The organism is Mycobacterium sp. E183 (assembly GCF_001667735.1).
Classification (GTDB): domain Bacteria; phylum Actinomycetota; class Actinomycetes; order Mycobacteriales; family Mycobacteriaceae; genus Mycobacterium.
The window spans coordinates 24,129-45,267 of sequence record NZ_LZJN01000129.1; the positions used below are offsets into that span (position 1 = coordinate 24,129).

A 21,139-nucleotide genomic window follows, 5' to 3' on the forward strand; every position below is an offset into this window, starting at 1 on the left:
TGCCCCGGCTAGTCTGACGTGTCGTGCGAGTCCTGGTGATCGGTTCGGGTGCCCGTGAGCATGCGCTGCTGCTGGCGCTTCGGAAAGACCCGCAGGTCACGGAGCTGTTTGTCGCCCCCGGCAACGCCGGCACCGCCCGGGTCGCCGAGCAGCACGACGTGGACATCACGTCGGGTTCCGACGTCGTCGCCCTGGCGCGGGAGGTCCGGGCCGACCTGGTGGTCATCGGCCCGGAGGTCCCGCTGGTGTTGGGCGTGGCCGACGCCCTGCGAACGGCCGGCATCGTCTGCTTCGGGCCCAGTAAGGACGCCGCGCGCATCGAAGGGTCCAAGGCGTTCGCCAAGGAGGTCATGGCCGCTGCCGGCGTGCGCACCGCGACCAGCGAAACCGTTGACAGCCCCGCCCATTTGGATGCCGCACTGGACCGGTTCGGGCCTCCTGCGGGCGACCCGGCCTGGGTGGTCAAGGACGACCGGCTGGCCGCCGGCAAGGGCGTCGTGGTGACCGCGGATCGCGGTGTCGCGCGCGCGCACGCCGCCGGGCTGCTCGAGGCGGGGCACCCGGTGCTGCTCGAGTCGTTCCTGGACGGGCCCGAGGTGTCGCTGTTCTGCGTCGTCGACGGTGAAACCGTGGTGCCGCTGCTGCCCGCGCAGGACTTCAAGCGTGTCGGCGACGGCGACACCGGCCCCAACACCGGCGGCATGGGTGCCTATGCGCCGGTGCCGTGGCTTCCCGACGACCTGTACCGCGACATCGTCACCAACATCGTCGAACCCGTTGCGGCTGAGATGGTTCGGCGGGGCTGCCCATTCTGCGGTTTGCTGTACGTCGGGCTGGCGATCACCGGCAAGGGACCGGCGGTGGTCGAATTCAACTGCCGTTTCGGTGATCCCGAGACCCAGGCTGTGCTGGCATTGTTGGGTTCACCGCTCGGCCAGCTGCTGTACGCCGCGGGTACCGGCAAGCTCGCCGACTTCGGTGAGTTGCGCTGGGAGCAGGGTGCGGCCGTCACGGTGGTATTGGCGGCCGAGAACTATCCCGGCCGTCCCCGCGTCGGCGACGTGGTCGCGGGCTCGGAAACCGAGGGAGTGCTGCACGCGGGTACGGCGCGCCGCGACGACGGAGAGGTCGTCTCCTCGGGCGGTCGGGTGCTGTCGGTGGTGGGCACCGGCCCCGACCTTGCCGCCGCGCGTGCGCAGGCGTATGAGCTGATGGGGTCGATTCGACTGCCCGGCAGCCACTTTCGTGGTGATATCGCGCTGCTGGCCGCTGAAGGCAAGATCAGCGTTCAGTAACCCGCGGCTTGGCCGTCTCGGCGGGGATCGCTGACGGCGAGATATCCGCCGTTGAGCCGCCAGATCGCCTGGCAGCTGCCGAACTGGTTGTAGTCGTCGACCCCGAGCAGGTCGTGCCCGCGGCGACGCAATCCGTCGAGGGTCGACGTGGGAAATCCCGGTTCGCAGCTGATCTGCATGCCCTGCACCCAGCGAAACCGGGGACCGTCGCAAGCCGCCTGCGGATTTTGGCCATAGTCGGCGATGCGGACCACGACCTGCACCTGCCCCTGGGGCTGCATCGGCCCGCCCATCACTCCGAAGCTCATCATCGGCGCGCCGTCCTTGGTGACGAAGCCCGGGATGATCGTCTGGAAGGGTCGCTTATTCGGCCCGACCTGATTCGGATGACCTTGATCCGCAACGAAACCCGCTCCGCGGTTCTGCAACGAGACGCCGGTTCCCGGCACCACCACCCCAGACCCGAATCCCATGTAGTTCGACTGGATCATCGACACCATCATCCCCGCAGCATCGGCGGCGGTGAGGTACACGGTGCCGCCGCGGGGAGTGCCCGCCGACGCCGGCTTCGCCTGACGGCGGTCGATCAGGCCGGCCCGCTGCCTCAGATACTCCGCGTCCAACAGGTGCTCTGGCGGGACCCGCATGTGGTCGATGTCGCAGACGTATGCCTGCGCGTCCGCAAACGCCAGCTTGAGCGCTTCGATTTGCAGGTGCAAACTCTCGGCCGAATCGACTGGCAGCGAAGACATGTCGAAGTGCTGGAGGATCCCGAGCGCGATCAGCGCCACGATGCCCTGCCCATTGGGCGGGATCTCGTGAACGGTGTACCCGCGGTAGGTTCCGCTGATGGTGCCCACCCAGTCGGCTCGGTGAGCCGTCAGGTCGCTGGTCCGCATCACGCCGCCGTTGGCAAGCGCGTGCGCCTCGAGTCGCTCGGCCAGCTCCCCGCGGTAGAACGCCTCACCGTTGGTCGCGGCGATCTTCTCCAGCGTGGCGGCCTGCTCGGGAAACCTGAACACCTCGCCGGGTTTCGGTGCCCGCCCGGCTGGCATGAACGCCTCGGCGAAACCGGGCTGCTTTTCGAAGAGTGGCACTTGGGCCGCCCACTGGTCGGCAACCGTGGGCGAGACCAGGAAACCCTTGCGCGCGTAGTCGATTGCGGGCTCAAAGAGCCTTTCGAACGGAAGCCTGCCGAACCGGTCATGTAGTTCCGTCCACGCCGACACCGCGCCGGGCACGGTCACCGCGTTCCAGCCGAGCGCCGGAACGGCCTTGCCGCCGAAGTATTCCGGGGTCCAGGCCGCGGGCGAGCGGCCCGACGCGTTCAGCCCGTGCAATCGCCGGCCGTCCCAGACGATGGCGAAGGCGTCCGAGCCGATGCCGTTGGATACCGGCTCCACGATCGTCAGGGCGATGGCGGTGGCGACGGCCGCGTCCACCGCGCTTCCGCCCTCGGCCAGCATCCGAAGGCCCGCTTGGGCGGCCAGCGGTTGTGACGTGCACACAACGTTCTCCGCCAGGATGGGCTTTCGCGGCCAGGCGTAAGGGAGATCCCAGTCGAATGGTGCGGTCACCTTGCGATCGTCGCACGAGGTATCGAGCGGACCCAACGGAAGTCCCGCCTGCGAAAGGCATTGCGCTCGTCCCGAATTTGATAGCGCATGCGATATTTCATTCGCGATTCGCCGACGGCCCGTCTGCTGGTGCGGCAGTGACTGACGTGACGCGGGCCCACGACAACCGGCCTCAGGCCGTCAACAGCGGCGCCATCCAGGTGAGCTCGGCCGGCAGTTGCGAACTCCAGAACTCCGCGTTGTGCCCGCCGGGTGAGAAGCCGCCCGCCGGCGGATGGGGCAGTTGAGCGATGAACTGCTTGGTGGCACCGTAGAACGGATCGCTGTCACCGCAATCGACCCGAATGGGAATCGACGCCAGCGCCGGCATTCCGAACACCGAGTTCGCCGCGAAGTCGTCGGACCCGTCGAACGCGCCGGGGGCAGCCGCGCCGGAGGACAGCCAAAGTGCGGGACTGACCGCGCAAATGGCCGCTGTGCGCGCGGGACCCAGCCGGCCGCCGAGCAGCAACGCGCCGTAGCCGCCCATCGACCAGCCCAGGAACGCCACCCGGGAGGTGTCCAGGCCCTGGGTGCCCAGCATGGGTATGAGCTCGTCGAGCACCATGGCCCCGCTGTCCTCGCCGGAGGCCCGCTTGTGCCAATAGCTGCCCCCGCCGTCCACGGCAACCACCGCAAAGGGCGGCAGCCCCGCGTTGACGGCCTGCGCCAGACCTTGTTCGACGCCGCCGGCCATCACGGTCGACGCATCACTGCCTTTGCCGTGCAGCGCGATCACTGGTCGCAGGGCCTTGGTCTGGCCGGGCGGACGCGCGATGGCCCAGTTGGTGTTGATTCCGCCGCGTGCCGCCGAAACGAAGGAACCGGTCACCATGGTGGGCGCGGCCTGACCCGGCGGCGCCGGTTCGAGAGGCGGAGGAGGTGGCGGCGCCAGCGGCGCCTGGGTGCCCGCGGGCGACAGCGGCATGGCCTGGGACGGTCGGGGCTTGAACAGGATGTCGAGGGCATAAGTGCCGGCTGCGCCCGCGGCCGCGCTGGCTCCGAGGCCCAGCAGGGCGCGGCGGCTCAGGTCGGACATGCGGGCCATCATGCCATGTTCGTTTAGCGGGCCGTTTGGCGGAAATGGCAATGCAGTACCACTTTGACTGGCACGATGGCTACTCGTGACGGCAGCAGTTACTCCCAAGGGAGAACGTCGACGGTATGCGCTCGTCAGCGCCGCCGCCGAGCTGCTTGCCGAGGGCGGTTTCGAGGCCGTGCGGCACCGCGCTGTCGCTCGGCGCGCCGGACTCCCGTTGGCGTCGACGACGTATTACTTCTCGTCCCTTGACGATTTGATTGCGCGCGCCGTCGAACACATCGCGATGATCGAGGTGGCGCAGCTGCGGTCGCGGGTTACCGCACTTTCCCGTCGGCGTCGCGGTCCCGAAACCATCGCCGAGGTGTTGGTCGACCTGCTCGTCGGCGACGTGTCCAGCCCGGGACTCAGCGACCAATTGATCTCGCGCTACGAGCGGCACATCGCCTGCACCCGCCTGCCCGCGTTGCGCGAGACCATGCGTCGCAGTCTGCGGCAGCGCGCCGAGGCCGTGGCCGAGGCCATCGAGCGATCGGGCCGGACGGTGCACATCGAGCTGGTGTGCACGCTGATCTGTGCGGTCGACGGTTCCGTGGTCTCAGCCTTGGTCGAAGGTCGCGATCCTCGCGCGGCGGCGCTGGCTACGGTGGTCGACCTCATCGACGTGCTGGCGCCGATCGATCAGCGGCCCGTGCGGTCGGCGGGCAGCGATGGCGTCACGATGTACCCGGTGGCGAAGTCGCCGTAGATCGTCACATCCGCCGGGCGGCGTTGTGCGTACAAGGCCACGTAGGCGCACACGACGGCGTCGATCGGATCCTCGGCCCGGCGCAGCTCGGCTTTGCGCCGGGCGGTGGTTACGCCCCTGCGCAGCCGGCCCCAATCGTCGTGGCCCATCACCTCTAACGGCACCGCGGCGTGCGCAAGCCTCTCGATGCCGTCCATCAGCAGGAGCAGCTCGGATCTGAGCTGGTCGACGTCGCGGCCGGGCTTGGCCTTGTACTTGAGCGTTCGCGCCAACCGGAACAGCACCACCGTCGCCGGATGCGGATAGACCTCGATGGCGCGGCGCGGCGCCGACGAGCGCGGGTCCATGTCCAGTCCGAGTGCGTTGGCCAATCGGGCCGCGCGCGGTCCGTCGGCGAACTCCGGTTTCGCGGTGTTGGCCGGATGGGCGCCGGCTTCGAACCTGCGGAAGTCGCGGTTGAGCGCCGCTTCGGCGGGACGCTGGCCGGTCGGGTTCGTCACCACCAGCGGCGCGTCGAAGGCGACGACGCAATGTCCACGCACGTATGGCGACAACGCGGCGAGCACGGTGACGTCGTCGCCTGCGGCGCCGATGTGCACGAGGTGGCCTCCGGCGTCGACGACCGCCACCCCCGTCGGGTTGCGCCCGGCCCAGGCCAGATCGACACCGGCGAAGTACATCCCGCCCAGTATGGGGCCGCAGCCCGTCACACGGGCCACAGGGGTCACCGCCTCGGGAGGATCGGTCGAGGTGCCCGCCTCGCAGCGACAATTCGGCCGGCGGTGGGCGATCGCCGCTTGTTGTCGCTCGGAGGCGGGCACTCGGTGGGCCGGGCCGCGACGGAGGCTGGTGTGGCCAATGTGACCGCAACCCGGCTGGCGGGTCGGGCCGATCGTAAGCTCTATGTCTGTGAGCATTCCGAATGTCCTGGCCACCCGGTACGCCAGCGCGGAAATGGTCGCGATCTGGTCGCCGGAGGCCAAGGTCGTCGCGGAACGCCGGCTGTGGCTGGCGGTGCTGCGGGCGCAGGCGGAGCTGGGTGTCGACGTCCCGCAGGACGCGATCGCCGACTACGAGCGGGTGCTCGAGGACGTCGATCTGGCCTCGATCGCCGACCGCGAGCGGGCGCTGCGCCACGACGTCAAGGCCCGGATCGAGGAATTCAACGCGCTGGCCGGCCACGAGCACGTGCACAAGGGGATGACCAGCCGCGACCTGACCGAGAACGTGGAGCAGCTCCAGATCCGGCGGTCGCTGGAGCTGGTGTTCTCCCACGGCGTCGCGGTGGCGGCGCGACTCGCCGAGCGGGCGGTGGCCTACCGCGATCTGGTGATGACCGGACGCAGCCACAACGTCGCCGCGCAGGCCACCACGCTGGGCAAGCGGTTCGCCTCTGCCGCGCAAGAGACGCTGATCGCGCTGACCCGACTGCGCGAGTTGATCGACCGGTACCCGCTGCGCGGCATCAAGGGTCCGATGGGCACTGCCCAGGACATGCTGGACCTGCTGGACGGCGACGCTGCCAAGCTGGCCGAACTGGAGCGACGGGTGGCCGAATTCCTCGGCTTCGCAAGCGTTTTGACCAGCGTGGGCCAGGTCTATCCGCGTTCGCTGGACCACGACGTGCTCTCGTGTCTGGTGCAGCTGGGCGCCGGGCCGTCGTCGATGGCCCACACCATCCGGCTGATGGCCGGGCACGAGCTCGTCACCGAGGGGTTCGCGCCGGGACAGGTGGGGTCGTCGGCGATGCCGCACAAGATGAACACCCGAAGTTGTGAGCGGGTCAACGGGCTGCAGGTCGTGTTGCGCGGCTACGCCTCGATGGCCGCCGAGCTGGCGGGCGCCCAGTGGAACGAAGGTGACGTGTTCTGCTCGGTGGTGCGCCGGGTTGCGTTGCCGGACAGCTTCTTTGCCATTGACGGACAGATCGAGACCTTCCTGACGGTGCTCGACGAGTTCGGCGCCTACCCGGCGGTGATTGCCCGCGAGCTGGACCGCTACCTGCCGTTCTTGGCCACCACCAAGGTGCTCATCGCCGCGGTCCGCGCCGGCATGGGCCGCGAGGCCGCGCATCACGTGATCCGCGAACATGCGGTCGCGACGGCGCTGGCGATGCGGGAACGCGGCGCGGAGCCCGATCTGCTGGATCGGTTGGCCGCCGACGAGCGGCTGCCGCTGGACCGGGCCGCGCTGGACGCCGCGCTGGCTGACAAGAAGGCGTTCATCGGCGCCGCCGGCGATCAGGTGGACGAGGTCGCCGCGCTGGTGGACGCGTTGGTGAGCCGCTACCCGGACGCCGCCAAATACGCTCCGGGCGCGATCCTGTGACCCTCGCCGGCGCGCTCGCGGGGATCGACTTCACCGATCTGGACAACTTCGCCGACGGATTTCCGCACGACCTGTTCGCCATCCACCGCCGCGAGGCGCCGGTGTATTGGCACGAGCCGACCGACAACACGCCCGACGGCGAGGGCTTCTGGTCCGTCGCCACGTACGCGGAAACCCTTGAGGTGCTGAAGGAACCGACGACATACTCCTCGGTCACCGGCGGCGGGCGCCCGTACGGCGGCACGCTCCTGCAGGATCTGGCGATCGCCGGCCAGGTGCTCAACATGATGGACGACCCGCGCCACTCACAGATTCGGAGACTCGTCAGCTCCGGGCTGACGCCGCGAATGATCCGGCTGGTCGAGGACGATCTGCGGGCGCGGGCGCGCCGCTTGCTCGATGCTGTGGTGCCCGGCGAACCGTTCGACTTCCTGGTCGACATCGCCGCCGAATTGCCGATGCAGATGATCTGCATTCTGCTGGGAGTGCCCGAGTCCGAACGGCATTGGCTGTTCGAGGCCATCGAGCCGCAGTTCGATTTCGGCGGTTCGCGCAAGGCGTCCCTTTCTCAGCTGTCGGTCGAGGAGGCCGGGTCGCGGATGTACGACTACGGTCAGCAGCTGATCGCCGCGAAGCGGGCGGAGCCGACCGACGACATGCTGTCGGTCGTCGCGAACGCGACGGTCGACGACCTGGACGCGCCGTCGCTCTCGGACCTCGAGCTCTACCTGTTCTTCAGCCTGTTGTTCAGCGCCGGGGCGGAGACGACGCGCAACGCGGTCGCCGGCGGCCTGCTGGCGCTGGCCAGTCACCCGGAGCAATTGCGCGCCCTGCGTGCGGATCTCGACGCGCTGCCGACCGCCGTCGAGGAGATCGTGCGGTGGACGTCGCCGTCGCCGTCCAAACGACGCACCGCCACGCGCGATGTCACGCTCGGCGGCCAGTCGATCCAAGCCGGCCAAAAGGTCCAGGTCTGGGAGGGCTCGGCGAACCGCGACCCCGGCGCATTCGATCGCGCCGATGAATTCGACATCACCCGAAAGCCCAATCCGCACTTGGGGTTCGGTCAAGGCGTGCACTACTGCCTGGGCGCCAATCTGGCCCGGCTGGAACTGCGCGTGCTCTACGAGGAGCTGTTCTCCCGGTTCGGCGCAGTGCGGGTCGTCCGGCCGGTCGAATGGGCTCGCAGCAATCGGCACACCGGCATCCGGCACCTGATCGTGGAACTCCTCGAGGAGCGGTGAGGGTCCGAGGCGCCGGTGTCGAGCCGACACCGGACGTCTTCGCCGCGGTGATGGCGACCGGAATCCTGTCGATCGCCGCGCGCAACCACAACTACAACTGGATCAGCGACGCACTGGGCGTCATTGCCTCGCTGGGGCTGGTGTTTCTGATCGCCCTGGTGGGCACAACGGCTGTCGGCAGGCGGCGGACGTTGCGCTGGGACCTCAGTGACCCCGATGTCACCCTTCGGCTCTTCACCTTCGTCGCCGCTTGCGCGGTGATCGACACCCGCTTGTCGGCCAACGTGTGGGTGCTGCGGGTGCTCGGCGCGGTGGGGCTGTGCTCCTGGCTGGTGCTGCTCGTCGTGAGCGCGCGGAACATGTTCGCGCGCCGGTGGGTTGCGCTGCGAGACGATGCCCATGGGGCGTGGGAACTGGGCAGCGTGGGGACCTCAGGGTTGGCGATCGTGATCGCCCGCGCGGCCTATCAGACCGGTGAGCGCTGGTGGCTGGCGGTGGCGGTGGCTGTCTGGGCGGCCGCCATCGTCATCTACGCACTGATGACCTGGCTGATCCTGTGGCGGGTCGTCAATGAGCGACAGGACCGGGACGGATTCGAGCCGGACACCTGGATCTTGATGGGCGGCATGGCGATTGCGACCCTGGCCGGCGACAACATCCACTCCCTGGCGCCCACCTGGCTGGCCGCACCCGTGCGTATCGTGACCGTCGTGACCTGGGCGATGGCCACCCTATGGATACCGCCGCTGATCTACTTCGGTCTGCACCGGATCAGCCGGCGGCCCAACATGCTGCGGTTCGCCGGCGTCTGGTGGGCATTCGTGTTCCCGCTGGGCATGTATTCCGCGGCCAGCTACGCCATGGCGGCCGAAATCGGGCAGCGATCGCTGCTGACGGTGTCGCTGGTCTTCTTCTGGGATGCCCTGGCGGCGTGGCTCGTTGTGGTCGTGGCCGGGCTGCTGCTGCTCGGCCACGCGCTGCTATCGGCCGCCAATCGAGATGCCGGCCGCCCGTAATTCGAGTGCGGCCAGGGCGCGGATGGTGAGCGGATCCTCCCGTCGCCACCCACCGACCGGATCCGCGCTGACAGCGGCGAGCTTGCCCGGCGGCCGGTTCGTCAACGCCCGCAGGGCAAGGAGTTGCTCGCCGGCCGGGGTGGCGGCCAGGGCCGTGACCGTCAATTTCCGTCGAAAGAACCGCAGCCGCAGGAGAAGCCACGGCACGTCCGCGACGAGGATCGGGACAGCCGCGATGGCCATGGCCAGCAGGACCGCAAGCCAGCTGGCCGTCGAGTCCAGGTCATGGCCCGCGCCGGCCAGATCAAGCGCGGCCTGGCTGGCGGAGTTCAGCGGCTGGCTGACCGCGTCACCCACCAAGGGGATGTGCTGAGCACCATGGCCGGCCGACGCCAGGTTTCCGGCGATGCCATGCGCGCCACTCTCGACCTGCCGGCCGGCCTCGGCGATGGTGGATACGGCGTCGTAAACCGCCAGGCCGACGAACAGCCAGATAGCGGTCCACATAACGACGGCGAAGTCGCTGAGCAGTTGGGCCATCAGCCGGCCCGGTCGGGTGGAGTAGGGCAAGAACCGCGGGGTCATACTCTCGATCCCAGCACAGCTCCCGACACGCGACCCCCCTTCGGGTGCCCGTTAGGCTGACCCGATGCGCCCCGCACTGTCCGAGTACCAGCACCTGGCCAGCGGAAAGGTCCGCGAGATCTTTTCCGTCGACGAGGAACATCTGTTGCTCGTCGCGACCGACCGGATCTCGGCGTACGACTACGTCCTCGACAGCACGATCCCGGACAAAGGCCGGATCCTGACCGCGATGAGCGTCTTCTTCTTCGGTCTGGTCGACGCGCCCAACCACCTGGCCGGTCCACCGGATGACCCACGCATCCCCGAGGACGTCCTGGGCCGCGCGCTGGTGGTGCGGCGGCTGGAGATGCTGCCGGTGGAGTGCGTGGCGCGTGGCTACCTCACCGGGTCCGGACTGCTGGACTATCAGGCGACCGGGAAGGTCTGCGGCATCACGCTGCCACCCGGCCTGGTCGAGGCCAGCAAGTTCTCCGAGCCGCTGTACACCCCGGCCACAAAGGCCGCGCTGGGCGACCACGACGAGAACATCTCGTTCGACAGGGTGATCGATTTGGTGGGCGGGGTCCGCGCCAACCAGTTGCGCGACCGCACGCTGCAAACCTATGTGCAGGCTGCCGATCACGCCCTGACGAAGGGAATCATCATCGCCGACACCAAGTTTGAATTCGGCACCGACCACGACGGTAACCTGCTGCTGGCCGACGAGATCTTCACGCCGGACTCTTCACGCTACTGGCCGGCCGAGGACTACCGGGTTGGGGTGGTGCAGACGAGCTTCGACAAGCAGTTCGTCCGCAACTGGCTCACCAGCCCCGAGTCGGGCTGGGACCGCCACGGCTCGCAACCGCCACCACCGCTGCCCGACGAAATCATCGACGCCACCCGCGGCCGTTATATCGACGCCTATGAACGGATTTCCGGCTTGAGCTTTGGCGACTGGATCGGCGCGTGACGGAGACTTCGGCCGCAGCCCCCGTGCCGCCTGTCGCAAAGCGGCAGCAGACCCGGCGTGAGCATCACGGGGACGTCTTCATCGATCCGTATGAATGGCTGCGCGACAAGTCCGACCCCGAAGTCATCGCCTACCTCGAGTCGGAAAACGAGTACGTCGACATGATGACGGCAGGTCTCGAACCGTTGCGGCAGAAGATCTTTGCCGAGATCAAGGCACGTACCAAGGAGACCGATCTGTCGGTCCCGACTCGGCAGGGCGACTGGTGGTACTACGCCCGTACCTTTGAGGGAAAGCAATACCGGGTTCAATGTCGTTGCCCGATAAGCAATCCCGATGACTGGGATCCGCCGATCCTGGAAGAGAACACCGAAGTGCCCGGCGAGCAGATCCTGCTCGACTCGAACACCGAGGCGGAGGGCCACGAATTCTTCGCGCTCGGTGCAGCCACCGTCAGCCTGGACGGGAACCTCCTGGCGTACTCCGTCGACACCGTCGGCGACGAACGTTATACGCTGCGCTTCAAGGACTTGCGCACGGGCGAGCTGTATCCGGACGAGATCGCCGACATCGGGGCGGGCGCGACCTGGGCGGCAGACAACCACACGGTGTACTACCTGACCCTGGATGCGGCCCACCGCCCCGATAAGGTGTGGCGCTACCGCGTGGGCTCCGGCGAACCGTCGGAACTGGTGTATCACGAGGCCGACGAACGGTTTTGGCTCGGCGTCGGGCTGACTCGTAGCGAGGCCTACGTCTTCATCGCATCGGGGTCCTCGATCACCTCTGAGTACCGGTACGCGGACGCCGCGGATCCGCATGCCCCGTTCACCGTGGTGCTGCCACGGCGCGAAGGCATCGAGTACGCGGTCGAACACGCGGTGGTCGGCGGCCAAGACCGGTTCCTGATTCTGCACAACGAGGACGCGGTCAACTTCACCCTGACCGAGGCGCCGGTCAGCGACCCGGCCCAGCAGCGCACGCTCATCCCGCACCGCGACGACGTGCGGCTCGACGGCGTCGACGCCTTCGCCGGCCATCTGGTGGTCAGCTACCGGCGGGAGGCGTTGCCCCGGCTCCAGGTGTGGGACATCGCCGCCGGCGGGGAATACGGCGAACCTGAGGAGATTTCGTTCGACTCCGAGCTGATGTCGGCCGGTCTTGCCGGCAACCCTAACTGGCGTGCGCCCAAGCTGCGGATCAGGGCAGGGTCGCTGGTCGTCCCGGCACGGGTATACGACATCGACTTCGCCACCGGTGAACGCACGCTGCTGCGCGAACAACCCGTGCTCGGCGGTTACCGCACCGCCGACTATGTGGAGCGGCGCGACTGGGCGATCGCCGACGACGGCACCCGCATCCCCGTGTCCATCGTGCACCGCGCCGGTATCGAATTTCCCGCACCGGCTTTGCTGTACGGCTACGGTGCCTACGAGATATGCACCGACCCCAGCTTTTCCATTGCTCGGCTGTCGCTGCTGGACCGGGGCATGGTGTTCGCCATCGCCCACGTCCGCGGGGGCGGTGAAATGGGCCGCCCGTGGTACGAGCATGGCAAGCTGCTGGAGAAGAAAAACACTTTTACCGACTTCGTAGCGGCGGCAAGGCATTTGGTCGACACGGGTGTCACTCGGCCGCGTCAGCTGGTGGCCCTGGGTGGCAGCGCGGGCGGCCTGGTGATGGGGGCGGTCGCCAACCTGGCGCCGGAACTCTTCGCCGGAATTCTCGCGCAGGTCCCGTTCGTCGACCCGCTCACCACCATCCTCGATCCTTCCTTGCCGCTCACCGTCACCGAGTGGGACGAATGGGGAAACCCGTTGCAGGACAAGGACGTCTACTCATACATGAAGTCTTATTCGCCGTATGAAAACGTCGAAGCCAAGCGGTATCCCGCCATCCTGGCGATGACTTCCCTGAACGACACCAGGGTCTACTACGTGGAGCCCGCCAAGTGGGTGGCGGCACTGCGGCACGCCAACGCCAACGGCAGTCCAATCCTGCTGAAGACGCAGATGAACGCCGGACACGGCGGAGTCAGCGGTCGTTACAAGGCGTGGCAGGAGACCGCTTTCCAATACGCCTGGCTATTGGCCGCCGCCAACGCCGACCAAGGCTAGTCGTGCGGTCCCGGAACCCCACGGGTAGCTGAGCCGTCGATGCGTACCGTGTGCTGGACACGGGTCGCGACGCTGCAGGACTTGCCGGCGCTCACGCCGAGGTGGTGGCATGGTTGTGGCTTGCGAAGCCATCAGCTCACCGCAGCACCTAGCGGACGCAGTCGCGGCGCAGCAAAGAGGCTGGTCGAGAAACGGTCCGGCCGTCAGGAAACGTCGCGGTCCGGCAATGCCGGCTTCCTTGGCAGAAACGCCGCGGGGATGATCGTGAACGCCACCAAGCCGACAGCCAGGACAAACACCAACGTGTAGACCTGGGACAGGTTGTGCGCCACATGGCTGGCAAAATCGGGCGACAACGCCTGCCGGGGGAGGGCCGACGGGTCAACCGGCACCCCACGACTCTTGGCTTCATCCTGGAGTGCGGCCACCTTGTTCGCGGCGACCAGGGTTTCGTCGTTGCCGAACTGGTTGGTCAACACCACCGCCATCAAGGCGGCTCCTATCGAACCGCCCAGCTGCTGATTGACACTGACCAGTGTGGTCCCCCGGGCGACCTGTGGAGGGGTGAGCGACTGCATCAGCGCGGCCGAGAGCGGTGTCGTGGTGCAACCCACCCCCAAACCTGTGATGGTCAGCCCGGCGAGCAGCGTCGGTGAATAGTGAACTTGCTTCGCCACTCCCCAGGTGAAGAGGCCGAGGCCCACCACCATCACCACGAGGCCGATCAGCACTATCTTGCCCGGTCCGTACCTGTCCATGTAAGCGCCCGCAAGCGGCAGGGTTACCAGGGCGCCGAGGCCGACTGGGACCAAGTGGAGCCCCGCCTGCATGGGCGTCTGATGCAGTACGAGCTGGAAATAACTCGGTATGAGCAGCGTGGCGCCGACCGAGGCGGCCGCAAAGACAAGCAGTGTGACGTTGACCTCGGTGACCACCGGGTTCTTGAACAGCCGAAGGTCGATGAGCGGGTGATCCGAGCGGTACCAGGCGTGCAGGACGAAGGCGATTATCAAGGCGACGCCCGTGATCACCGGTACCAACACATAGGGGTCGGCGATCGTGTGACGTCCCGGAATGGACGAAACGCCGCAGAGGAAGATTGCGACTCCCGGCGACAACAGCAGCAGGCCGGTGACGTCGAGCGCTTCCGCCGGGGACGGGCGGTCTTTTGTGAACAGGATCGCCGCGAGGACGAAGGTGGCGAGGCCCATCGGCAGGTTGATCAGGAAGATCCACTTCCAGCCGTAGGCGTCGATTAGCCAGCCACCCAATATCGGTCCGCCGATTGGACCGAGCAGAATCGGAATGCCCCCAACCGCCATCAATCGACCGACCCGCTTCGGGCCGGCCTCGCGCGTCAAGATCATCCAACTCAGCGGCAAGAGCATGCCGCCGCCAATACCTTGCAGGACCCGGAAAATAATCAGTAAGAGAATATTCGGCGCGACCGCGCATAACAGGGAGCCGAGCGTGAAGGACATTATCGAGCCCATGAAGAGCCGCTTGGTGCCGAACCGATCGGCTGCCCATCCAGTTATCGGAATGACGGTGGCGAACGCCAACATGTATCCCGCCATCGTCCACGAGACGATGGCTTGGGTAGACCCGAATTGGTCAATGAAAGTGCGTTGCGCGACTGCGACGACGGTGTTGTCGAGGATCGCCATGATGCAGGCCAATCCGCAAACTCCGGCGATGCGGAGGAGGGGAATGTCGAGCTTGTCAGGGTATGTACGGGCGGCGTCGCCGTCAAAATCCCCGGTGTCAGGGGTGGACACCGGGGAGTCGGACAAGCCGGAAGAGGCCTTCTGCATCGTGTTGCCGAGCATAGCGATATCGATACCCGCAAGCAGATGCTTTTAGGCGTTTGCCTCCACCCGGGTCACTAACCCGCTGGCCGGGGCCGTTTCGGCTGTCGGGCCGGTGATGGACCGCCCGCTCGTCGACTGGTTCGGCAAGTGGTCGAAGAGCCTGGCGCCACTCGATGGGTGACCGCGCAGCGTAAGCGGTATGGCGTTCTGGTTGTGCGGTGCCTGAGCCGTCGCCGATCGTCGCTTATGCGCGTTTGCTGGGGAACGCCGTTCGGCGGCGGGGCACTTCCAGGACGCCGATGGCTGGCCCGACTTTAGTGGGGTGAATTGCGTTATTCCGCGACCGTTTGGCTCGCCGGCTTTTTTGGCAGAAAAGACGCCGGAATGAACGTGAACGCCACCAACACCACGGCTATCACAAATACCGCCGTATAGGCGCGGGAAAGGTCGTGCACCACGTTGTCCCAAAAGCCGGCATTCAGCGCCTGAGGCGGTATCGCGGACTGGTTCACTGGCACCCCGCTGACAGCGGCTTGCTGCTGCAACGCCGCGAGTTTGTTCGCGGCGACGATGTTCTCGCTCCGATTGAACTGATTGGTCAGGATCATCGACATCAAAGCCGTGCCCACCGATCCGCCCACCTGATGGCTGACGCTCATCAGCGTCGTGCCCCGGGCGATCTGGTGCAGGGTGAGCGCCTGCACCGCGGCGACAGACAACGGCATCATGGTGCAGCCCATCCCGAGGCCCATGATTGTGAGGCCGATCAGCAGCGTGGGCCAGTAGTCCGCCTGCCTGGCCACGCCAACGGCGAACGTGCCCAGACCGGCGGTGATCAGCCCGATACCGACCAGCACGATCTTGCCGGGCCCCCGTCGGTCCACCAATGGCCCGGTCAGACGCATGGTCAGCATGGCGCCGAGTCCCTGGGGGATCATGCGCAGGCCCGCCTGCATCGGCGTCTGATGCAGCACCTGCTGGAAATAACTCGGCAGCAGCAGGCCGGCCCCGAAGAAGGCGCCGGCGAATACCACCATCGTCACGTTGGCGTGGGTGAGCACCGGGTTACGAAACAACCGCAGATCGATGAGGGGATGATCGGCGCGGCGCCACGCGTGCGCGACGAACCCGGCGATCAAGGCCAGGCCGATGGTGGCCGGTATGAGCACGTGGCGGTCGGCGACGGTGCCGCATCGCGGGATCGACGACACCGCGAACAGGAACGTGGCCAGGCCGGGTGACAGCAGCAGCACCCCGACGACGTCGAAGGTTTCCGAACGCGACGGGTGGTCCCGGGGGAAAATGATCGCCCCGAGCGCGATGGTGACGAGTCCGATCGGCAGGTTGATCAAGAAGATCCACCGCCAGCTCGAAGTGTCGATGAGCCAGCCGCCCAGGATCGGGCCACCGATCGGCGCGAGCAGCATCGGGATGCTCAGGATCGACATCAGCCGACCCAGCCGCCGCGGGCCCGCTTCGCGGGTCAAGATCATGAAACTCAGGGGCAACAGCATGCCGCCGCCGATCCCCTGGACCACCCGAAAAACAATGAGCTGCAACATGTTTGCTGCCAACGCACATAGTAGCGAGCCCAACGTGAAGGCCAGCACGGAGCCCAGGAAAAGCCGTTTGGTGCCGAACCGGTCGGCTGCCCACCCGGTGATCGGTATGACCGTCGCCAACGCCAACGTGTAGCCGGTCATAGTCCACGCGACGACGGCCTGGGAAGACCCGAATTGGTCGATGAAGGTGCGTTGCGCGACGCTGACGACGGTGACGTCCACGATCGCCATGACCGTGGCCAGGATGCAGACGCCGGAAATCCGCAACAGGCCGGCGTCGAGCTTGTCGGGATACTCCCGCTCGCCCTCGCCCAGCTGCGGGGCGGGGTCGTAAGGCAGCGGCGTGTCGGCCGCTACGTAAGGGGCCTGATCCATGGCGTTGCTTAGCATATCGAACCGATTCCAGCGCCGTCAGCCCGCGGGACCCCGTTCGGGTGGCGCGCATCCCGCGCGACCAGCGGCCCAGCGGTTCCGATATACGCCTGCCGTCTGCGTGTCCTTCACCATTCCGACACCTGAGATCGTCAAACTGCGGGTGTGGCTGGAAAATTGATCGTCTCGGTCTCGGGGATAGGCGAACGCACCCTCGACGACGTTGAGGCGTTCTGCGCTCAGATGGATGCCCGCAATGTCCCGGTGTCGTTGTTGGTGGCCCCTCGGCTCAGCGGTGACTACCGACTCGACCGCGACCCGCGCACCGTCGAATGGCTGACCGGCCGGAGGTCCGGTGGTGACGCGATCGTGCTGCACGGCTATGACGATGCCGCCACCAAGAAGCGCCGCGGTGAATTCGCCATCCTGCGGGCCCATGAGGCCAACCTGCGGCTGATGGCCGCCGACCGGGTGCTCGAGCACCTAGGACTGCGCACCCGGCTGTTCGCGGCGCCCGGCTGGGTGGTGTCCCCGGGCGTTGTCAAAGCCTTGCCGGACAACGGCTTTCGGCTTCTCGCGGATCTGCACGGGATCACCGACCTGGTGCGGCACACCACCGTGCGCTCCCGCGTGTTGGGCATCGGGGAAGGCTTTCTCACCGAACCGTGGTGGTGCCGGATGGTGGTGCTGTCCGCCGAGCGGATCGCCCGCCGGGGCGGAGTCGTGCGGGTGGCCGTGGCCGCCCGCCACCTGCGCAAGCCCGGGCCCCTGCAGGCCATGGTCGACGCCGTCGACCTGTCGCTGATGCACGGCTGCGCACCGGCGGTGTACCGCTGGCAGCGCGACAAGGCCATTCTCGACGCGGCCTGACGAAGCGTTTCCTCAAACCGCTCGGCGCGGGCACTACCCTGGGCGGACATGAGCGATTCTTCGGCCGGGGGGTTCGGCGCCGACGCCATCATCGTCGGGGCGGGACTCGCGGGCTTGGTGGCCGCCTGCGAGCTGGTGGACCGGGGGCTGCGGGTGCTGATCCTCGACCAGGAGAGCAGCGCCAACCTGGGTGGGCAAGCATTCTGGTCGTTCGGCGGCCTGTTCTTCGTCGACAGCCCCGAGCAGCGCCGTCTGGGGATTCGCGACAGCCACGAACTCGCCCTACAAGACTGGCTCGGTACCGCGGCGTTCGATCGGCCCGAGGACTACTGGCCACGCCAATGGGCGCACGCCTACGTCGACTTCGCCGCGGGGGAAAAACGCCGTTGGCTGCGCGACCGGGGACTGAAGATCTTCCCCCTGGTGGGCTGGGCCGAACGTGGCGGCTATGACGCACAGGGGCACGGCAATTCGGTGCCCCGCTTCCACATCACCTGGGGCACGGGCCCCGCGTTGGTCGAAATCTTCGCCCGTCAGCTGCGGGACCGCTCGACGGTGCGCTTCGCGCACCGCCACCGGGTTGATGAGTTGATCGTCGAGGGCGGCGCGGTGACCGGGGTCCGCGGCACGGTGCTGGAGCCCGCAGCCGCACCCAGGGGCGTGGCGTCATCACGAACACCCGTGGGGCAATTCGAGTTTCGCGCGCTCGCTGTGATCGTCGCCAGCGGCGGCATCGGCGGCAATCACGAGCTGGTGCGCAAGAATTGGCCCAAGCGCATGGGCCGCATACCCGAGCAGCTACTCAGCGGGGTGCCTGCCCACGTCGACGGCAGGATGATCGGCATCTCCCAGCAGGCCGGCGCCCGGGTGATCAACCCGGACCGCATGTGGCACTACACCGAAGGCATCACCAATTACGACGCCATCTGGCCGCTGCACGGCATTCGCATCATCCCCGGACCGTCGTCACTGTGGCTCGACGCGGCCGGAAAGCGGCTGCCGGTACCGCTGTACCCGGGTTTCGACACCCTGGGCACGCTGGAATACATCACCAGATCCGGGTATGACTACACGTGGTTCGTGTTGAACGCCAAGATCATTGAGAAAGAGTTCGCGCTCTCCGGGCAGGAGCAGAACCCCGACCTGACCGGGCAGAGCCTGCGTGAGCTGCTACGTAACCGGGCGCGCTCCGGGCCCCCGGGCCCGGTGCAGGCATTCGTCGACCGGGGAGTGGACTTCGTCAGCGCGAACTCGTTGCGGGAGTTGGTAACCGCGATGAACAAGCTGCCCGATGTCGCGCCGCTGGACTACGCTACCGTCGAGGCCGAGGTGACCGCCCGCGACCGCGAGGTGGCCAACAAATTCAGCAAGGACGGACAAATCACCGCGATCCGTGCCGCCCGCGGCTATCTGGGCGACCGGCTGGGCCGGGTGGTCGCACCGCACCGGCTGACCGACCCCAAGGCGGGCCCGATGATCGCGGTCAAGTTGCACATCCTGACCCGAAAGACGTTGGGCGGCATAGAGACCGACCTGGCCGGCCGCGTGCTGAAGGCCGACGGAACGCCGCTGGCCGGCCTCTACGCCGCGGGTGAGGTGGCCGGGTTCGGTGGGGGCGGCGTGCACGGCTACCGCGCCCTGGAGGGCACATTCCTGGGCGGCTGCATCTTCTCTGGGCGGGCCGCCGGACGCGGCGTGGGCGACGATATCGCCTAGCTCGCCGGACGGGGTAGCGCTAGAAGGTGACCGCGTCCTCTTCGGGGAGCACTTGGAAGTCTGTGGTGGTCATCTCGGTGAGCCGGCCGTAATAGATGCCCCGCGCGTCGGGGGCGATGATCCCTTGGTGGATGGGTACGGCGCGCGCCGGTGCGACGGCGCGCAGGTAGTCGACGGCCTCGGAGATCTTCATCCACGGGGCGGCTGCCGGGGTGGCCAACACGTCCACCGGCTCGTCGGGCACGAACAGCGCATCACCGGGATGCATCAGCCTGGCCCGATGATCGCCGTCGCCCACCAGGAACGAAATGTTCTCTATGACCGGGATTTCCGGGTGAATGACGGCGTGTTTGCCGCCGACGGCGCGCACCGTCAGTTCACCGATCCGCAGTTCGTCACCGACGTGCACCGCCTGGCACGGCGCCCCGAGCTGGGCGGTGGTTTGCGGATCGGCATAAAGCGCCGCGCCCGGGTTGCCCTCGAGCAGGGCCGGCAGTCGGGCGCCGTCGACGTGGTCGGGGTGCTGATGGGTGATCAGGATCGCGGATAAACCCGATATGCCCTCGAAACCGTGCGCGAAAGTCCCAGGATCGAAGAGCACTCGGGTGTGGTCGAATTCTGCAAGTAGACAGGAGTGGCCGAAATGCGTCAGTTGCATGTTTACGATTGTGCCCTGACGGGAGAGTGATGCCGATGCGGGTGATCCTGGCGGCCATGGCGGTGGTCGGCGGCCTCGCGGTGGCGTTCATCGTCGCGGTGCCCGCACATGCCGAGCCGCAGGCCTGCCCGCCCGTGTGCGACCAGATCCCTGATTCCGCCTGGATCCAGCGCCGGGCCGTGCCGCTGGACTCCGTTTACGGCTGGCCCCCGCTCGCCGGGCTCGCGGCGCAGGTTACCGGCGCGGCGCCCGGGCCTCGATTCCGATTCGAGGAGCTGTGCGCCACAGCCCCGGTGCCGCGGGACCCCCGCGACTCGGCCGTCGTGGCGCGCGCCGCCGTCGCCCATCCCGACGGGCAGTGGCAGCTGCAGGCGCAGATCCTGCACTGGCGCGGCGATACGGCCAGCGGCGGTGCCCTCGCGTCTTCGGCGTTCAGCACCGCCGTCGCCGCGCTGCGCTCCTGCCAGCAGCGAACGCCGCTGCAATCCCCGTCGATCACCACCGACGAAACGAACCGGATGGCCGCGGTGATCAGCGGTCCGATCGTCATGCACACGTACCTGGTCGCCCACCCGTCGAGCAGCACGATCACCGAGCTGACGCTCTGGTCGTCGGCGCCGCCGCAGGTTCCGTGGCCCGCCATGGCCGACGACCCGGTGCTGAACGCGTTGATCGCCCCCCTGTGCGAGGCCTACATTGCGTCGTGCCCGTGACGGCCGAGCTGCACTTTCGCCGGTAGAGTTGGCGCGGGGACAAATCTGAGGAGGAGCGCCGGTGGCCCGGGTAGTCGTTCATGTGATGCCCAAAGCGGAGATTCTCGACCCGCAGGGTCAGGCGATCGTCGGCGCGCTGGGCCGACTCGGTCATCCGGGGATCTCAGAAGTCAGACAAGGCAAGAGGTTCGAACTCGAAGTCGACGAAACCGTTGACGACTCGGTCCTCGCCGACATAGCAGAGACGCTCTTGGCGAACACCGTGATCGAGGACTGGACGATCAGCCGGGAGACCCGGTGACCGCGCGGATCGGCATCATCACGTTCCCGGGAACCCTGGATGACGTCGACGCCGCCCGGGCGGCGCGGCGTGTCGGTGCCGAGGCCGTCAGCCTGTGGCACGCCGACGCCGACCTCAAGGGCGTCGACGCCGTGGTGGTGCCCGGCGGTTTCTCCTACGGCGACTACCTGCGCGCGGGGGCGATCGCCAGGTTCGC

18 protein-coding genes and 1 pseudogene are annotated in these 21,139 nt (G+C 67.4%); 12 read left to right on the forward strand and 7 right to left on the reverse strand.

Annotation, left to right across the window (positions count from 1 at the left end; all coding sequences use genetic code 11):
* Positions 1–23: 23 nt before the first annotated feature.
* Positions 24–1,295, forward strand: a complete 1,272-nt coding sequence (purD, locus tag A5691_RS13145; protein ID WP_067779486.1) for a phosphoribosylamine--glycine ligase — start codon at positions 24–26, stop codon at positions 1,293–1,295.
* On the opposite strand, the gene ggt is transcribed toward purD, so the two are convergent.
* Positions 1,289–2,872, reverse strand: a complete 1,584-nt coding sequence (ggt, locus tag A5691_RS13150) for a gamma-glutamyltransferase (RefSeq protein WP_068015054.1) — start codon at positions 2,870–2,872, stop codon at positions 1,289–1,291. The genes purD and ggt overlap by 7 nt on opposite strands.
* Before the next feature lie 172 nt (positions 2,873–3,044).
* The gene (locus tag A5691_RS13155) at positions 3,045–3,962 is read right to left on the reverse strand and encodes an alpha/beta hydrolase-fold protein (RefSeq protein ID WP_067751873.1); all 918 of its coding nucleotides are present in this window, start codon (positions 3,960–3,962) and stop codon (positions 3,045–3,047) included.
* Positions 3,963–4,035: 73 nt separating this feature from the next.
* On the opposite strand from A5691_RS13155, the gene A5691_RS13160 reads away from it, so the two are divergent.
* Positions 4,036–4,698: a TetR/AcrR family transcriptional regulator gene (locus A5691_RS13160; protein ID WP_068015023.1), complete on the forward strand. Its 663-nt coding sequence runs from the start codon at positions 4,036–4,038 to the stop codon at positions 4,696–4,698.
* On the opposite strand, the gene A5691_RS13165 is transcribed toward A5691_RS13160, so the two are convergent.
* Positions 4,632–5,378, reverse strand: coding sequence for a DUF429 domain-containing protein (locus A5691_RS13165; protein WP_067888773.1), 747 nt, complete (start codon positions 5,376–5,378; stop codon positions 4,632–4,634). The two genes, A5691_RS13160 and A5691_RS13165, sit on opposite strands and share 67 nt — an antisense overlap.
* Positions 5,379–5,607: 229 nt before the next feature.
* Here A5691_RS13165 and purB point away from each other — a divergent pair, with 229 nt between their 5' ends.
* Genes purB through A5691_RS13180 form a run of 3 tightly spaced genes read left to right on the forward strand, consistent with a single transcriptional unit; the run spans position 5,608 to position 9,286 of the window.
* Complete coding sequence (purB, locus tag A5691_RS13170; RefSeq protein WP_068015026.1) at positions 5,608–7,026, forward strand: adenylosuccinate lyase; 1,419 nt, start codon at positions 5,608–5,610, stop codon at positions 7,024–7,026.
* Positions 7,023–8,270 (forward strand): cytochrome P450, encoded by a 1,248-nt coding sequence (locus tag A5691_RS13175; RefSeq protein WP_067751861.1) that lies wholly within the window; start codon positions 7,023–7,025, stop codon positions 8,268–8,270. Before purB ends, A5691_RS13175 begins: the two co-directional genes overlap by 4 nt.
* Positions 8,267–9,286 carry a tellurite resistance/C4-dicarboxylate transporter family protein gene (locus tag A5691_RS13180; RefSeq protein WP_068015029.1) on the forward strand — a complete coding sequence of 340 codons (1,020 nt, stop codon included), beginning with the start codon at positions 8,267–8,269 and terminating at the stop codon, positions 9,284–9,286. The genes A5691_RS13175 and A5691_RS13180 overlap by 4 nt, the downstream gene beginning before the upstream one ends.
* On the opposite strand, the gene A5691_RS13185 is transcribed toward A5691_RS13180, so the two are convergent.
* Positions 9,251–9,871, reverse strand: a complete 621-nt coding sequence (locus tag A5691_RS13185; RefSeq protein WP_067751857.1) for a hypothetical protein — start codon at positions 9,869–9,871, stop codon at positions 9,251–9,253. The two genes, A5691_RS13180 and A5691_RS13185, sit on opposite strands and share 36 nt — an antisense overlap.
* Positions 9,872–9,935: 64 nt before the next feature.
* Between A5691_RS13185 and A5691_RS13190 the strand changes: the two genes are divergently transcribed.
* Complete coding sequence (locus tag A5691_RS13190) at positions 9,936–10,823, forward strand: phosphoribosylaminoimidazolesuccinocarboxamide synthase (RefSeq protein ID WP_068015032.1); 888 nt, start codon at positions 9,936–9,938, stop codon at positions 10,821–10,823.
* The gene (locus A5691_RS13195) at positions 10,820–12,940 is read left to right on the forward strand and encodes a S9 family peptidase (protein ID WP_068015035.1); all 2,121 of its coding nucleotides are present in this window, start codon (positions 10,820–10,822) and stop codon (positions 12,938–12,940) included. The genes A5691_RS13190 and A5691_RS13195 overlap by 4 nt, the downstream gene beginning before the upstream one ends.
* A 203-nt stretch (positions 12,941–13,143) precedes the next feature.
* On the opposite strand, the gene A5691_RS13200 is transcribed toward A5691_RS13195, so the two are convergent.
* Positions 13,144–14,769, reverse strand: a complete 1,626-nt coding sequence (locus tag A5691_RS13200) for a DHA2 family efflux MFS transporter permease subunit (protein WP_369827026.1) — start codon at positions 14,767–14,769, stop codon at positions 13,144–13,146.
* A 314-nt stretch (positions 14,770–15,083) separates the two neighbouring features.
* Positions 15,084–16,703, reverse strand: coding sequence for a DHA2 family efflux MFS transporter permease subunit (locus A5691_RS13205; protein ID WP_068015038.1), 1,620 nt, complete (start codon positions 16,701–16,703; stop codon positions 15,084–15,086).
* 147 nt (positions 16,704–16,850) lie between these two features.
* Between A5691_RS13205 and A5691_RS13210 the strand changes: the two genes are divergently transcribed.
* Both A5691_RS13210 and A5691_RS13215 read left to right on the forward strand, forming a co-directional pair.
* Positions 16,851–17,555, forward strand: a complete 705-nt coding sequence (locus tag A5691_RS13210; protein WP_067751842.1) for a DUF2334 domain-containing protein — start codon at positions 16,851–16,853, stop codon at positions 17,553–17,555.
* Positions 17,556–17,603: 48 nt separating this feature from the next.
* Complete coding sequence (locus tag A5691_RS13215) at positions 17,604–19,271, forward strand: FAD-binding dehydrogenase (protein WP_068015043.1); 1,668 nt, start codon at positions 17,604–17,606, stop codon at positions 19,269–19,271.
* A gap of 19 nt (positions 19,272–19,290) precedes the next feature.
* Here A5691_RS13215 and A5691_RS13220 read toward each other — a convergent pair whose 3' ends face one another.
* Complete coding sequence (locus A5691_RS13220) at positions 19,291–19,929, reverse strand: MBL fold metallo-hydrolase (RefSeq protein ID WP_067751836.1); 639 nt, start codon at positions 19,927–19,929, stop codon at positions 19,291–19,293.
* Between A5691_RS13220 and A5691_RS13225 the strand changes: the two are divergent.
* From A5691_RS13225 to A5691_RS13235, 3 genes and pseudogenes are all read left to right on the forward strand, one after another.
* Positions 19,906–20,642: pseudogene (locus A5691_RS13225) on the forward strand (ATPase). The gene A5691_RS13220 and the pseudogene A5691_RS13225 sit on opposite strands and share 24 nt — an antisense overlap.
* Before the next feature lie 61 nt (positions 20,643–20,703).
* Positions 20,704–20,943, forward strand: coding sequence for a phosphoribosylformylglycinamidine synthase subunit PurS (gene purS, locus A5691_RS13230; RefSeq protein WP_067751830.1), 240 nt, complete (start codon positions 20,704–20,706; stop codon positions 20,941–20,943).
* Positions 20,940–21,139: phosphoribosylformylglycinamidine synthase subunit PurQ (locus tag A5691_RS13235; protein WP_197499040.1), on the forward strand; the 200-nt coding region annotated here is incomplete at its 3' end. The genes purS and A5691_RS13235, both read left to right, overlap by 4 nt.